This window comes from Mycetohabitans rhizoxinica HKI 454 (assembly GCF_000198775.1).
GTDB classification, from domain to species: domain Bacteria; phylum Pseudomonadota; class Gammaproteobacteria; order Burkholderiales; family Burkholderiaceae; genus Mycetohabitans; species Mycetohabitans rhizoxinica.
Map to the genome: position 1 here is coordinate 543,447 of NC_014722.1, position 14,119 is coordinate 557,565.

At 62.0% G+C, this 14,119-nt stretch carries 12 protein-coding genes; 7 read left to right on the forward strand and 5 right to left on the reverse strand.

The window, feature by feature from the left end:
• Positions 1-133: 133 nt before the first annotated feature.
• Positions 134-1,510 carry an IS4 family transposase gene (locus tag RBRH_RS02375; RefSeq protein ID WP_013434336.1) on the reverse strand — a complete coding sequence of 459 codons (1,377 nt, stop codon included), beginning with the start codon at positions 1,508-1,510 and terminating at the stop codon, positions 134-136.
• A gap of 171 nt (positions 1,511-1,681) precedes the next feature.
• Entirely contained in the window at positions 1,682-2,383 is a 702-nt protein-coding gene (locus tag RBRH_RS02380; protein ID WP_041753089.1) for a 16S rRNA pseudouridine(516) synthase, read from the reverse strand.
• A 217-nt stretch (positions 2,384-2,600) separates the two neighbouring features.
• Between RBRH_RS02380 and RBRH_RS02385 the strand changes: the two genes are divergently transcribed.
• Positions 2,601-3,911 carry a hemolysin family protein gene (locus RBRH_RS02385; protein WP_013434338.1) on the forward strand — a complete coding sequence of 437 codons (1,311 nt, stop codon included), beginning with the start codon at positions 2,601-2,603 and terminating at the stop codon, positions 3,909-3,911.
• 1,061 nt (positions 3,912-4,972) lie between these two features.
• Here the strand turns inward: RBRH_RS02385 and RBRH_RS02395 are convergent.
• Positions 4,973-5,917, reverse strand: a complete 945-nt coding sequence (locus tag RBRH_RS02395; RefSeq protein ID WP_013434340.1) for a CysB family HTH-type transcriptional regulator — start codon at positions 5,915-5,917, stop codon at positions 4,973-4,975.
• A gap of 217 nt (positions 5,918-6,134) precedes the next feature.
• On the opposite strand from RBRH_RS02395, the gene RBRH_RS02400 reads away from it, so the two are divergent.
• Genes RBRH_RS02400 through cobA form a run of 6 tightly spaced genes read left to right on the forward strand, consistent with a single transcriptional unit; the run spans position 6,135 to position 12,357 of the window.
• The gene (locus tag RBRH_RS02400; RefSeq protein WP_013434341.1) at positions 6,135-7,817 is read left to right on the forward strand and encodes a nitrite/sulfite reductase; all 1,683 of its coding nucleotides are present in this window, start codon (positions 6,135-6,137) and stop codon (positions 7,815-7,817) included.
• An 8-nt stretch (positions 7,818-7,825) separates the two neighbouring features.
• Positions 7,826-8,395 (forward strand): DUF934 domain-containing protein, encoded by a 570-nt coding sequence (locus tag RBRH_RS02405; protein ID WP_041753090.1) that lies wholly within the window; start codon positions 7,826-7,828, stop codon positions 8,393-8,395.
• Positions 8,392-9,156 carry a phosphoadenylyl-sulfate reductase gene (locus tag RBRH_RS02410; RefSeq protein WP_013434343.1) on the forward strand — a complete coding sequence of 255 codons (765 nt, stop codon included), beginning with the start codon at positions 8,392-8,394 and terminating at the stop codon, positions 9,154-9,156. Before RBRH_RS02405 ends, RBRH_RS02410 begins: the two co-directional genes overlap by 4 nt.
• A 26-nt stretch (positions 9,157-9,182) precedes the next feature.
• The gene (gene cysD / locus RBRH_RS02415; RefSeq protein ID WP_041753091.1) at positions 9,183-10,145 is read left to right on the forward strand and encodes a sulfate adenylyltransferase subunit CysD; all 963 of its coding nucleotides are present in this window, start codon (positions 9,183-9,185) and stop codon (positions 10,143-10,145) included.
• Between the two features lie 46 nt (positions 10,146-10,191).
• Positions 10,192-11,508: a sulfate adenylyltransferase subunit 1 gene (locus RBRH_RS02420; protein WP_013434345.1), complete on the forward strand. Its 1,317-nt coding sequence runs from the start codon at positions 10,192-10,194 to the stop codon at positions 11,506-11,508.
• A gap of 45 nt (positions 11,509-11,553) precedes the next feature.
• Positions 11,554-12,357 (forward strand): uroporphyrinogen-III C-methyltransferase, encoded by an 804-nt coding sequence (gene cobA / locus RBRH_RS02425; protein WP_083813420.1) that lies wholly within the window; start codon positions 11,554-11,556, stop codon positions 12,355-12,357.
• Between the two features lie 141 nt (positions 12,358-12,498).
• Here the strand turns inward: cobA and RBRH_RS02435 are convergent, their stop codons facing one another.
• The gene (locus RBRH_RS02435) at positions 12,499-12,897 is read right to left on the reverse strand and encodes a sirohydrochlorin chelatase (protein ID WP_013434347.1); all 399 of its coding nucleotides are present in this window, start codon (positions 12,895-12,897) and stop codon (positions 12,499-12,501) included.
• 70 nt (positions 12,898-12,967) lie between these two features.
• On the reverse strand, positions 12,968-14,116 hold the full coding sequence (lptG, locus tag RBRH_RS02440; RefSeq protein ID WP_013434348.1) for an LPS export ABC transporter permease LptG: 1,149 nt from the start codon (positions 14,114-14,116) through the stop codon (positions 12,968-12,970).
• Positions 14,117-14,119: the final 3 nt, after the last annotated feature.

Genomic DNA, 14,119 nt, shown 5'->3' on the forward strand with positions numbered 1-14,119 from the left:
TGCCGTCCCTCCACAGCGTACGCCTGATGGCGTTCTTACTGGTCAGTATAGACATATGACTGCGGAAAGCATGTTGCGGTGCAGCAATGGCACCCCCGGGCTGACACATCTGAGGTTTACCCACAAATATGGGTCACTCGTTTTGCCTGAAGATGCGATACATCTTGGTGACTTCGTGCAGGATGAGAAAGCCACGCCACAGAACAGTTGGCCCGGGGGGACGATCATGCTTGCGCGCGAGATAGCCGCCGAGCTTAGCGACCCAGCGCACCACTTGCGCCAGCGATGGAGGCTCGTTGGGCAGTTTGGTGGTGCTATGCACGCGGCAATACAGCGCGCGCCACTCGATAGGCTGGAACAAGACTTCGCACGACAAGTGGCCATCCAGTCGGGCCAGCAACGTTGCATACAAGATACGCCAACTGATCACGGCAAACAGCGCGGTCGCCCGTACGAATCGATCCAAATTGCCGAATTGGCGTGCCTCGACGCGACAGCCGCTTTTGAGCACGCGATGCCACGATTCGATCGTCCAACGACGCGCGTACCACGCCAGGCGCTCCAGCGCTTCTTCATGAGTATGGGTGGGCACCGACGTCAGTAACATCCATTCAAGCGGCTCGAGCCCTTCGGGCACCGCTGCTTCCAGGACATGGATCACAAAGACTTCAACATCCGATACGCCTTTGCAGCGCCGGTAGCGCGGCGGGCGCAAGCGCACCTGAGCGCATCGCAGCCTCAGGCGTGCAGTGCGCGCTATCGTGCGGCCCGAGCCCGGGATCTGCAATTCGGTTTGGCCCACCAACGGCGCTGTGGCCATCGCTTCCCACAAATACTTCTCGGGATGATCCACGCTGCGATTCCAACTCGCGCGAACCAGCCAATCAACGCCAGCGGGGCGTTCGGCGACAAATACATCATAGACATCGCCCTCGCGATCGCATACACCAACGATATGCGTTTGAGGGCAATGCTCTTTGAGCGCCGACAGATGTTCAAAGCCCTCGAGCCACTTAACGCTTTCCTTATCGCCAATGGTGCGCTGCTTACGCGACAGCCCTTTGCCAAGTTCTTCGGGTGGGCGAATCCAAGTCTTCATGCCCAGCACACCGAGCGGCAAGCCCTGTGGTGTCACGGCCAGCACGCTATGCATCATGAAGCCGCGCAGATTATGTCCGCTGCCATAGCCCAGGCCTTCCGTTGCCGGCAGATGACTGAGGTTGAATTCAGTCGTGTCTTGCACGGCCAATACAATTGGCACCTGCCGCATGCGGCCCAGTGTTTGGCCAATATGCGGATTGAGCACGCCGTCGGTGTCGACCTTCGGATTGTCAAAAAAGCGGTACCCGGCTTTGAGTTCGGCGACATCCAGGCACTGCGGAAACGAGCTTTGTGGAGCGTGCGAGAGCCGTTGCGCGAGTGCGATCAGACGCCGCCTCAGGCGAGCGTCGCCCAACTGCGCGGCGCCAAACTCATCACTGGCCCAGTCATCATCGTTCGCGTCAGACAATGTCGCTCTTCACCCAAAGAAAATTGTCCAAGAGAAAAGTTAACATCGGGCGCGCCAGCTTACAAGCCGCGCCACGCCGAGATGTGGGTAAAGATCAGGCTGACACATACGGGTGGTCCATAGTTTGCTAGTGTGCCGAAGTTGGATCGAAGTTCGGTTATACCGCTCGTTTCATCCCGTCAACATGCCCAGTTCGTCGGCTTCGAGCCACCACCACTGCCCCGGCGCGAGCGCCGCGGGCAGTACGAGTGCTCCGATGGCTTCGCGATGGAGTTGCTCGACGCGGTTGCCGGCGGCGGCGATCATCCGCTTGACCTGGTGGTATTTCCCCTCGGTGAGCACCAACTCGATCGTGTGTTCATCACGCAGCCGTGCCGAGCGCGCCACGCTCACCGCTGGCTCGCCGTGCAATTGCACCCCCTGACGCAGCGCATCAAGTTGGGCGTCCCGCACCGGATGGCGCGTGGTGGCTACGTACGTCTTCGGTATCTTGTGCTTGGGCGAGCTCAGCCGATGGATGAAGGCCCCATCGTCGGAGAGCAGCAATAAGCCCGTCGTATCCGCATCGAGGCGGCCCACGCATTGCACACCGCGCGTGATCAGCGCCGGGGGAAGCAGGCTATAGACGCTCGGATGGTGCTGCGGTGCGTGCGAGCACTCATACCCAGGTGGTTTGTGCAAGACCAGATAAGCCTGGTGCCGATACGCCCAGCGTACGCCGTCCACGTGGAATACCAGCCCTGCCGGCTCGAAGACGGCATCCGGATCGTCACAGCGCTGCTCGCCAATCGTGACCGCGCCTCGGATGACGAGCGCTCTGCACTCGCGCCGCGATCCGAAGCCTTGGGAAAAAAGAATGTTCTCGAGGTTCATGCGTTGGAATTCTAACAATGCCATCGTCGCGACGCGGTTGGTGTAGGCCGCGCCCGTTATCGTGTGCGTGGGCACCGGCGCGTCGCGGCTTGCCGGTGTGCGGGCCGTGTCAGCGACTGCGCAACACCTGTGCGCTAGGCCGATCCAACATCGTCACCGCGCTGACATACAATGGCCCTTTGTTCCCGCGCGTCGGTGAGCTGTTTCGATTTTTCTGATGCAGACATTTCTTGCGTTTGTCGCCGCCCTACTGCTGGTCTTTCTCAATGGTTTCTTCGTTGCCGCGGAATTCTCGCTGGTCAAGCTGCGCGGCACGCGGGTCGCGGCCATTTCCCGGCACTACGGCTGGCGGGGCCGCGTATTGGCGCGCGTGCATGCCCACTTGGATGCTTACCTGTCGGCTTGCCAACTCGGCATCACGCTGGCATCGCTTGGGCTGGGCTGGTTGGGAGAGCCGGCGTTTGCCCATTTGCTGGCCCCGCTGTTCAGCATGCTGCAAATCGTGCCGCCGCTTGCCGACGCGATCGCGCTGGCGCTAGCGTTCCTGATCATTTCGTTTCTGCATATTGTGGCAGGTGAGCTTGCGCCGAAATCGCTCGCTATCCGGATGCCGGAGCGCGCCGGCCTGCTGACTGCCGTGCCGCTATACCTGTTCTACTGGATCATGTATCCGGCCATTGCATTGCTCAATGTCAGCTCGAACCGGATGCTCGCGTGGTTTGGCCTGTCGGATGCCGGACAGGCCGAAGCGCCGTATGGTCGTGACGAGCTGAAGCTGATCGTGCGCGCGAGCCGGTCGCATCGGCAGTTCTCGAGCGACGAGCTGAGTACGTTGTCGCACTCGCTGGAGTTCGGCGAGCTGACTGCATCGGACCTGATGCGTCCGTTGCGCGACGCGGTGAGCTTTAACGTGGGTCTGTCATTCGACGCAAACCTGGCGTTGGCGGCAAAGAGTCGCTACAGCCGGTATCCGCTATTCGACGAAAGTGGCGACAAGGTGCTTGGCATGGTCGACGTGAAAGACTTGCTGTTTCGTCGTCTCGAAGGGCATACATCGCGCGACCTACGCGAGCTTGCGCGCCCCGTGCTCGAGGTGTTGCCGGAGATGCCCGCGCTCGAGTTGCTGCGGCGCTTTCGCTCGGGTGCGCCTCACTTTGCGGTGATTGGGCGTCCCGGGCTCAAGCCGGTCGGTTTCGTCACGTTGCCGGACCTGCTTGCGGCGCTGGTCGGCCAAATCCGGGACGATACGCGCGCCACTGACGTGGAATGGCAACGGCAGCCGGATGGCAGCGTGATCGGTCGCGGCAGCCTGTCGATCGTCTCGCTCGAGCACCTGTTGGGCGTGGACTTTGGTGAGCAGTCGGCCGAGTCGGTCGGCGGCATGATCCTGGACAAACTGGGCGAATTGCCGCAGCAGGGGCAGAGCGTGGACTTTGGCTCATGCCTGATTACCGTCAACGAACGGGTCGGTCCGCGCATCGTGACGGTCAAGGTCTGGCCGAAAGCGCCGCAGGGCGCGCAAGCTTAGCAGCGCCGATCGCCATTGATCCCGTCAGCCTGCCGGGTTTCACGCCGCCGGCCGGGCCATCGAGTTGGCACATCGACGAAAGAAAACCCCGTGAGACGTTGATCTCACGGGGTTTGTCCGCATACTGCGGCCTATGCCGAAATACTGTTGGTGCCCGGGGCCGGAATCGAACCGGCACGCCTTGCGGCGGGGGATTTTCTTCCCACTTCGGCTTTCGCCGCCGCCCACTCGGAGAGAGGACGTTCGTGGTCTGGAGCACGCCTTCACCTTAGCCTATTGGCCTTAGGTGCCCGCSGTCTGCTCTCTACACCTTCCAAGACGCCTCACGGCGCCAAGGCTTGGCTCGGCATTAGCTCGGACTCGCGTCCAGGGCCTTCACCGAGTTTGACGGGCTTCACCTCCGGGGTTTCCCCCGAAGGGCTCAAATTTGGTCTGAGTCCCCTGCGTCTACCAATTTCACCACCCGGGCAAAACGGTGAAGCAGCTTGCAACACTACCTCACACTCACTATCCGTGAGCGATGCTGATCCGCGTAGGATCGAAGTCACCACGCGGCGCAAACCGTGATTATGTCGTAATTCGACACGCTCGGCAAGCATGTCGGTCATGAGTGTCGTGAGCCCATGCATTGTCCGGGTCTGTAGCACGTCATGTGTCCGGTTTGGAGGGGCATAGGGCGCCACCGGTGAGCGGGGCACGTTGCTGAAAGGAAACCCGGAAGATGAGATTCGAAGCAGTCTACAGCGACTGGTAGAACAAGCGGCTCACGCAGGCTGAGGAGGCGGCACGGCTATTGAGGGTTGGCGAGTGCACGTTTGGGCGGCAGAGGGGCGCGACGAGGCCGATGGCCTGCACGGGCTAATCGACAAACGACTATGTCAAGTCTCGCACAAACGCTTACCGGCGCATGCGCCAGTGATCAGCGACAACCCGTTGCTTTGTGCTGCGGTATGGCGTCACCGTACGGCGCCTTTTGTTGTATTCAGTCATGCGGTTTTCCTGAGGATGGCGATGGCGTGTAGCGCGATGTCGCGCGAAGCATGACGCGGTAAGAGGCCCGCTCACCATGCATACAAATCGGCGTTGCCCCGCATCGCCTGCTCAATCAGCTTGCGGTTCAGTGTCGGCGAGAGCAATTCGATAAATGTATAGATGTAGCCGCGCAGGTAGGTACCTTGCTTCAATGCAACCCGTGTGGTGTTGGTGCCGAACAGGTGGCCAACAGGAATCGCGCGTAGCGGCCGGTCGCGCTGCGCGTTGAATGCGACGTCAGCCATGATCCCCACGCCCAGGCCCAGTTCGACATAGGTCTTAATGACATCCGCGTCGATCGCCTCAAGGATGATGTCGGGTGTGAGTCCACGCAAAGCGAACGCTTGGTTAATCTTCGAGCGCCCCGCGAACGCGTTGTCATAGGTGATCAACGGAAATTGCGCGAGATCGTCCAGCGTGATCTGCTCCTTTTTGTCAAGCAACGCATGTTCGGGCGGTGTGACCGCCAAATGATGCCACTGGAATGCCGGCAGCGAGACCAGGTCCTTGTACGTTGAGATGGCCTCGGTTGCGATGGCTAGGTCAGCCTGGTCGTGCAGGACCATTTCGGCGACCTGGGTCGGGTTGCCTTGCAAAATCGACAGGTGCACCTTCGGAAACCGCTTTTTGAATTCGGCCACCGCCCGCGGCAGTGAATACCGCGCCTGCGTGTGGGTAGCGGCGATCACCAGATTGCCTTGGTCCTGCGCTGCGTAATCCTTCCCGACTCTTTTTAGGTTTTCGACCTCTTGTAGGATTTTTTCCACCGAGGACAAGATGATCCTGCCGGGTTCGGTCAACGAGCGCACGCGCTTGCCGTGCCGGGTGAAGATCTCGACGCCAAGCTCGTCCTCCAACTCGATGATCGCCTTCGATACGCCGGGCTGCGAAGTGTACAAGGCCTTGGCCGCCTCAGTTAAGTTGAAATTCTGACGGACGGCCTCGCGCACGAACCGGAACTGATGCAGGTTCATATATAACCCTTCCGCATAAGGACAGAATTTTTTAGTCGTTTGACGTATAAAGCGAGTCTATTACGATTTCCCAGTTTTCCCAATATCGATATCTGTTTTTGTGCTTTGCAAATGGCGGATTATTCGAACGGGACGGCGGCGCGCAGGGGGTCCCAGGAAGGGTGGACCGGCGCAGTGCACCGTCGGCGCGCAACGCACATGAAAGACTGGGGCCCCCATGTATCAATACGACCAGTACGACCAGACAAGCGTCGACGAGCGTGTCCGGCAGTATGCCGACCAAGTCCGCCGGCGTTTGTCTGGAGAACTGACCGAGGAAGAATTCCGCCCGCTGCGATTGCAAAACGGGTTGTACATGCAGCGGCACGCCTATATGCATCGTATTGCGGTTCCGTACGGCAACCTGCGCAGCGACCAGCTGCGGATGCTGGCGCGCATTGCACGCGAGCACGATCGCGGCTACGGCCATTTCTCGACGCGCTCGAACATGCAGTTCAACTGGATCAAACTGGAGGAAACGCCGGAGATCCTGAGCAAGCTCGCGTCGGTGCAGATGCACGCGATCCAGACCTCGGGCAACTGTATCCGTAACATCACCGCTGACCAGTTCGCCGGCGTCGCGCCGGACGAGATCGTCGATCCGCGGCCATGGGCCGAGTTGCTGCGCCAATGGTCCACATTCCATCCCGAATTTGCGTGGCTGCCGCGCAAGTTCAAGATCGCCGTTGCCGGCGCGACGCAGGATCGTGCCGCTGTGCAGTTGCACGACCTAGGCGTTTATCTGAAGCGCGATGCTGATGGCGAGGTGATGTGCAGCGTGTTGGTGGGTGGCGGCATGGGCCGCACGCCAATTCTGGGCTCGATCATCAAGGAAGATCTGCCGTGGCAGCACCTGCTGACGTATTGCGAGGCCGTGCTGCGGGTGTATAACCGGTTCGGCCGTCGCGATAATTTGTTCAAGGCTCGGATCAAGATCCTAGTTAAGGCGCTCGGCAAAGACAAGTTTTCGCAGCAGGTGGAGCAGGAGTGGCAGCACTTAAAGGACGGCCCGTCGACGCTGACCCGCGACGAGGTGCAGCGCGTCGCGCAGCATTTCGCGCCGCCCCCGTATGAAAAGCTGTCCGATACCGACGCGTCGTTCGAACAGCACTTACTGGAGAACCGGGCATTCGCACGCTGGGTCGAGCGCAATGTGTCCCCCCATCGCGTGCCGGGCTATGCCGCGGTGACGTTGTCGTTGAAGCCTGGCGCCATGTGGAATTATCAGCCGCCGGGCGACGTGACCGATACGCAGATGGAAGCGCTCGCCGATTGGGCCGATGTGTACAGCTTCGGTCAGCTGCGCGTATCGCACGAGCAAAACCTGATCCTTGCGAACGTGAAGCAGCGCGATTTGTACACGCTATGGGAAAAGGCCCGCGAAGTCGGCTGCGGCGCGCCGAACGTCGGGTTGCTTACCGACATCATTGCCTGTCCGGGCGGTGATTTCTGCTCGCTGGCCAACGCGAAGTCGATCCCGATCGCGCAGGCAATCCAGCAGCGCTTCGACGATCTGGATTACGTGTACGACCTGGGCGAGCTGTCGTTGAACATCTCCGGCTGCATGAACTCGTGCGGCCACCATCACGTCGGCAATATCGGCATTCTGGGCGTGGACAAGGATGGCTCCGAGTGGTACCAGGTCTCGCTTGGCGGTGAGCAGGGCAACGCATCGGCACTGGGCCGGGTGATCGGGCCGTCGTTCGCCGCCGACGAGGTGCCAGAGGTCATCACCAAGGTGATCGATACGTTCGTCGAGCATCGTGTCGAGGACGAACGTTTCATCGATACGTATAAGCGGATCGGCATGGCGCCGTTCAAGCAACGGGTGTACGCGGCGCGTCAACCGGCGCATGCGTGAGGTGGAAGATGACTCAAGCCATTGAAAAAATCATCCGACAACGCCAGGTCGTGGACGACGACTGGAGCGTCGTGCGTGTCGCGCAGGACGGCTCGCTGCCGGTCGTCCGGTCATTGCCGGCGGGCCGCGTTATCGTGCCGCTGCCCTACTGGCAAGCCGAGCGTGACGCGTTGCTCGCCGCACGCGACAAGTCGCAGCGCGGCGTGTGGCTCGCGCCGGACAGCGAGCCGGCCGAGTTGGCCGACGACCTAGAACACATTGCGCTGGTCGCCGTGGATTTTCCGGTGTTCCGTGACGGGCGGGGCTATAGCATCGGGCGGCTGTTGCGCGAGCGCTATGGCTGGAAGGGGCAGTTGCGGGCGATCGGCGATGTGTTGCGCGATCAACTGCTGTACCTGTCACGCTGCGGCTTCGATGCGTTTGCGGTGCGTGCGGACAAGGATATCCATGACGCGTTGAAGGCGTTCGACGAGCTGAGCGTATGCTATCAGGGCGCGTTCGACGAGCCGCGCCCGTTATTCCGGCGCCGCGCGCAAGCCGCGGCGGTCAGCCACGCGAGCGCGGTGGGCCAGCCATGAGCGAAACCGTCGTCACGTTCGGGCGTGCGGCGCCGAGCGATCCGCTCGTACACGCCGAGTCGCTCACGCCGCAGCGCGAGCAGCGCATCGAGAGGCTCGATGCGCTGCTCGCCACGATTGCGGCGAGCCACACGTGTGTGAAGTTTGCCAGTAGCCTGGCCGCCGAGGACATGCTACTGACCCATGCGATTCTGTCGCGCAACCTGCCGATTATCATTTTCTCGCTGAATACGGGCCGGCTGCATGCCGAAACGGTCAGCATGATCGAGCAGGTCCGGCAGCGTTATGGCTACGTCATCGAACAATGGCATCCGCAGCAGGGGGCGGTCGACGCGTATATCAGCGAGCATGGGCTGAATGCGTTTTACGACAGCATCGAGCTGCGCAAGCGGTGTTGCGAGATCCGCAAGGTCGAGCCATTAAATCACGCGCTGGCTGGCGCGCAAGCGTGGGTGACCGGGCAGCGGCGTGAGCAATCGGTCACCCGTGCGCAACTGCCTGAACGAGAGCAGGATGGGGCACGCGGCATCGCAAAGTACAACCCGCTCGCCGACTGGACCGAGGCCGACGTCTGGGCCTATCTGAAGGCGTACGACGTGCCGGTCAATCCATTGCATGCGCGCGGTTACCCAAGCATCGGCTGCGAGCCGTGCACGCGCGCGATCCGCGCCGGCGAGGATCGTCGCGCCGGACGCTGGTGGTGGGAAAGCCGCGACTCGAAGGAGTGTGGGCTGCATCCGGGCGCGCCAGCCCGAGCTTGAACCGAATCGAAGCATTGAGGACGACTATGAGCACGTTGCTCGAACCGACGGACACCACCCCGCGCCACAACACGGCCACGCGCCTAGACCACCTGGATTGGCTTGAGGCGGAATCGATCCATATTCTGCGCGAGTTAGTGGCCGAATGCGCAAGGCCGGCGCTGCTGTTCTCCGGCGGCAAGGATTCGGTCGTCGTGCTGCATCTCGCACTCAAGGCCTTCGGCCTCGGCTCCGGGCGCCGCACGCAGTTGCCTTTTCCGCTGGTGCATATCGACACGGGGCATAACTACCCCGAGGTCATTGAGTTCCGGGACCGCCGGGCCGCGCAGATCGGCGCGCAACTGGTCGTGGGCCACGTCGAGGACTCGATCCGGCGCGGCACGGTGCGGCTGCGGCACGAAACCGATTCGCGCAACGCCGCGCAGGCGGTGACGTTGCTGGAGACGATTGACGCACACCGCTACGACGCGATGATCGGCGGCGCGCGCCGCGACGAAGAGAAGGCTCGGGCAAAGGAGCGGATTTTCTCGTTTCGGGACGAGTTCGGCCAATGGGACCCGAAAGCGCAACGGCCGGAGCTGTGGCGCTTGTTCAACACGCGCCTGCATCCGGGCGAGCACCTGCGTGTGTTCCCGATCTCGAATTGGACCGAACTTGACGTGTGGCAGTACATCGCGCGTGAAAACCTCGAATTGCCGTCGATCTACTATGCGCACGAGCGCGAGATCGTTCGCCGCAACGCTCTGCTGGTGCCGGTCACACCGCTCACGCCCAAGCGCGACGGAGAAACCAGCGAGTCCTTGCGGGTGCGATTTCGCACCGTCGGCGACATCAGTTGCACCTGCCCCGTCGCCAGCGACGCGGACACGGTCGAAAAGATCATTGCCGAGACCGCGGTGACGCAGATCACCGAACGCGGCGCGACCCGAATGGATGACCAAACCTGCGAGGCGGCGATGGAGCAGCGCAAGAAGCAAGGATATTTTTGAGTGCCTGACTGGTCCCCTGACCCGATACGAATTGACGTAAAACACCATGAGCCTGAACCAGACCGAAGACCTCGGCGTACTGCGTTTCATCACCGCCGGCAGTGTCGATGACGGCAAGAGCACGCTGATCGGGCGCTTGCTGTATGACAGCAAGGCCGTATTGTCCGACCAGTTGTCGGCCCTGTCGCGCGCGAAGAACAAGCGCGCCGTCGGTGAGGACATCGACCTGTCGCTGTTGACCGATGGACTGGAGGCCGAGCGTGAGCAGGGGATCACGATCGATGTGGCATACCGGTACTTTGCCACTGTCAAGCGCAAGTTCATCATCGCGGACACGCCGGGGCATGAACAATACACGCGCAACATGGTGACGGGTGCGTCAACCGCACACGCGGCGATCATCCTGGTAGACGCGACGCGGGTGAGTGTGAACGATGCGGCGCGCACGCAGCTGCTGCCGCAGACCAAGCGCCATAGCGCGATCGTCAAGTTGCTGGGCTTGCCGCACGTGATCGTCGCGGTCAACAAGATGGATCTAATCGAGTTTAGCGAGGCACGCTTCAATCAGATTCGCGATGCGTACGTTGAGCTGGCCGCGCAGTTGGGCCTGGCCAACGTGCGCTTTGTGCCGGTTTCGGCGCTCAAGGGCGACAACGTTGTCGCCGCGAGCGAGCGCATGCCGTGGTATGCCGGCGAGCCGCTATTGGATATGCTGGAGTCGCTGCCGGTGGACCAGCAGGTGAACGCGGCGCTGCGTCTGCCGGTGCAGTGGGTCGCGCGGCAGGACGGCGCGCAGGCGGACGATTTTCGCGGCTACATGGGGCGCGTCGAATCTGGCGAGATCGAGGTCGGGCAGACCGTGGCCGTGTTGCCGGCCCAGCGCCGGGCGAGCGTGGTGCAGATCATCGTGCCGGTGTCAGGTGGCACCGCCTCGGTTGACCGGGCGTTTGCTGGCCAATGCGTGACGGTGTGTCTGGCCGAGGATATCGACGTATCACGTGGCGATACGCTGGTGGCCGCGGACGATGTCCCGACGCCGGCCCGCAAGCTGCAGGCGGACCTGTGCTGGTTCGACGACGCGCCGTTGTCGCTGCAACGCAAGTACCTGCTCAAGCAGACGAGCGCGACCGTGTTTGCACGCGTCAGTGCGATCGAGCGGGTGCTCGACGTGCATACGTTGTCGCATGCCACTGGGCGGGATGCATTGGCAATGAACGATATCGGCACGGTGTCCCTGACGCTGCAAAAGCCGGTAGTCGTGGATACGTACGATAGTCATCCGGGTACCGGGGCGTTCGTGCTGATCGACGAGGCGACCCACCAGACGGTCGCTGCTGGCATGATCCGTGCCTATTCGGCGTGATGTATCCTATTGTGATCCGGTGATCGCGAACGGACAGGAGCGATGATGGGTAAAGTGTACTTGATCGGTGCGGGACCCGGTGCGTCGGATCTCATCACGGTGCGCGGCGCACGCATGCTGGGCATCGCCGATGTGGTGCTGCATGATGCACTGGTCGAGCCGGGCATGCTCGAGCACGCGCCGCAGGCCCGTAAGATCGCGGTCGGTAAGCGGTGCGGCCAGCGCTCGAGTGCACAGCATTTCATCAACAAGCAGCTCATCGATGCGGCGCGCGAATACGCACGGGTCGTGCGGCTCAAGGGCGGCGACCCGATGCTGTTTGGCCGCGCCGACGAAGAAATCCGTGCGCTGGAGGCAGCTGGCATCGACTACGAGATCGTGCCCGGTATCACTGCTGCACTGGCCAGCGCGGCGACGTTGCGCCGGTCATTGACGCTGCGCGGTGTCGCGCGCAGCGTCGCATTCGCCACGCACAGCCGGGCGCCCGGGTCCGACGAGATCCGCGAGCGCGTCAATGCGGATTCGCTGGTCTACTACATGGGACGCGACAGTGCCGCGACGATTGCGCGGCAACTGATCGATGCCGGCCGTTCGCCGTGCACGCCGGTGACGATCGTCGAGGCGGCGACCACCGAACGTGAGCGTACGCTGACATTGACGCTTGGCGAGATGGCGCACGGCCGCGCGCAGCCTTGGTTCGACCCTTCCCAGCCGAGCCTGCTGATGATTGGCGACGCGTTTGCGCCGCGCGAGGCCTTCGGTACAGGCGGCGTCATCGATACCGCATCGCAGGCACGGCCGGTCACACCGCCGGCACTGCCACTGCCGGTGCTGCAATTCGCCGCATGAGCCGCGTGTTCGGCGGCATCATGCCCGGCATGAGCTTGCCGCTGTTCGCGCACCGCCGCACCGGCGCGGTGACGCTTCACTCGTTGCACGCTTCACCGGTGGTACGTGCTTGCGCGGTGCTACGTCGCGTAGTGGTTAGCGTTAGCGGGATTCGTGCAGGGCGCGCTCGCAGCATGCCGCGATCGCGAGCAACACCGCTTCGTCCTCGCCGATGGACGACGCGCAATCGATCCGCACGTGCGGATGGGTGAGGCGAGCCTGATTGAGCAACGGCGGCAAGTCGCGTCGCACGTGGCCGCCCTGGCCCATCAACACCGGCACAATGACGATCCGGTCGCATCCGCGAGCGACCTGCGCTGCAATCGCGGCCTGAAGCGACGGTTGCATCAGTCCCAAGAATGCGAGTGACACCGGGCCCTCGTCCTGCTGCGCGCGGCGGCGCGCCCTCACTAGCGACGCGACCCGCTCGAACGGCTCGGCCCAGCGCGAATCGCGTGCGCCGTGGCCGAGCAAAATTAATCCGCTACTTGATGCTGACATGACGATACTCTTAGTCGATCACGTACCGCGCCGGCACGATGATGCTATCGAGATGACACCGGCGCGGGCGTCAGTGGCGATCGGCCCAGCGCAGCGCGAATAATCCCAACGCAAGATAGATCAGGCCGGGTGTTGCGGCGGTCAACGGCGCGGGCCAGGTGTTGAGTGTGCCGATGTGCGAGAACAGCGTGTTGAACAACTGGAAGCTCATGCCAAGCATGATGCCGCCGAATACCTTGACGCCGACGACGCCCGCACGCGTATGCAGGTAGGCAAACGGCAGCGACAGCACCAGCATTACCAATACGGCGAACGGATAGAGCACCTTGCGCCACAGCGCAATCACATAGCGTTGCGCATCCTGGTGATTCTCGCGCAAATGCTGCACGTACGAAAACAGGTTGGTCATCGACATCCGGTCCGGCGCGACCAGCAATACCGACAGGATCTGCGGGGTCAGCTCGGAGCGCATCGGGTACTCCGGCATCGAGACCTGCGCGGACTTATACACGGGATTGAGCACGTCCTTGGCTGTCGCGGCGGCTGGCGCCACATCATGCAGCTGCGTTTCCGTCACGCCCTTGAGCAGCCACTGGCCCGGCCGCATGTAGCGGCCGCTCTGCGCCGTGCGCACGTCCGCAAGACGGAATTGTGAATCGAATTCATAGATCCGCACGTTCGAAATGGTCGCGTCCGGCTTCAGTTCTCCCACGTTCACGAACCGCGTGACCTGTGCGGTGGCGCCATTGCCCGGCACTGTATCCTTGACCCACACGCCCGATTGGAAATTGCTTGATACCGACGAGCCGAGCGCCTCTAGGCGCACGCGCTCGGACAACTGGTCGGTGTAGGGGCCGATGATTTCGCCGATCACGAAGGTCAGCACGACGATCGGCACGCCGATTTTCAGCAATGAGCCGAGCGCGCGATGCGTGGACAGCCCTGAGACGCGAAAAATCGTGAATTCGGAACTGGCCGCCATCTGCGCGAACACGTAGATGGCGCTGATCAGTGCGGCGACCGGGATGATCTCGTAGAACCGCGACGGCGTCTGCAGCATCACGCGCAGCACCGCATAGCTGAACTTGTAGTTGCCGTGCCCGACGGCGTTCAGTTCGCTGATCAGGTCGAAGAAGAAAAACAACCCTGAGAACGCGAACAGGATGAATGCAAAGGTTAGGTAGACCTGCTTGGCAAGGTACCTTTCGTAGAGGCGCATCGT

Coding starts and splice junctions, on each gene's coding strand:
- RBRH_RS02380 (WP_041753089.1), bottom strand. CDS start 2,383: ATGAACCTCGAGAACATTCTTTTTTCCCAAGGCTTCGGATCGCGGCGC.
- RBRH_RS02385 (WP_013434338.1), top strand. CDS start 2,601: ATGCAGACATTTCTTGCGTTTGTCGCCGCCCTACTGCTGGTCTTTCTC.
- RBRH_RS02395 (WP_013434340.1), bottom strand. CDS start 5,917: ATGAACCTGCATCAGTTCCGGTTCGTGCGCGAGGCCGTCCGTCAGAAT.
- RBRH_RS02400 (WP_013434341.1), top strand. CDS start 6,135: ATGTATCAATACGACCAGTACGACCAGACAAGCGTCGACGAGCGTGTC.
- RBRH_RS02405 (WP_041753090.1), top strand. CDS start 7,826: ATGACTCAAGCCATTGAAAAAATCATCCGACAACGCCAGGTCGTGGAC.
- RBRH_RS02410 (WP_013434343.1), top strand. CDS start 8,392: ATGAGCGAAACCGTCGTCACGTTCGGGCGTGCGGCGCCGAGCGATCCG.
- cysD (WP_041753091.1), top strand. CDS start 9,183: ATGAGCACGTTGCTCGAACCGACGGACACCACCCCGCGCCACAACACG.
- RBRH_RS02420 (WP_013434345.1), top strand. CDS start 10,192: ATGAGCCTGAACCAGACCGAAGACCTCGGCGTACTGCGTTTCATCACC.
- cobA (WP_083813420.1), top strand. CDS start 11,554: ATGGGTAAAGTGTACTTGATCGGTGCGGGACCCGGTGCGTCGGATCTC.
- RBRH_RS02435 (WP_013434347.1), bottom strand. CDS start 12,897: ATGTCAGCATCAAGTAGCGGATTAATTTTGCTCGGCCACGGCGCACGC.
- lptG (WP_013434348.1), bottom strand. CDS start 14,116: ATGCGCCTCTACGAAAGGTACCTTGCCAAGCAGGTCTACCTAACCTTT.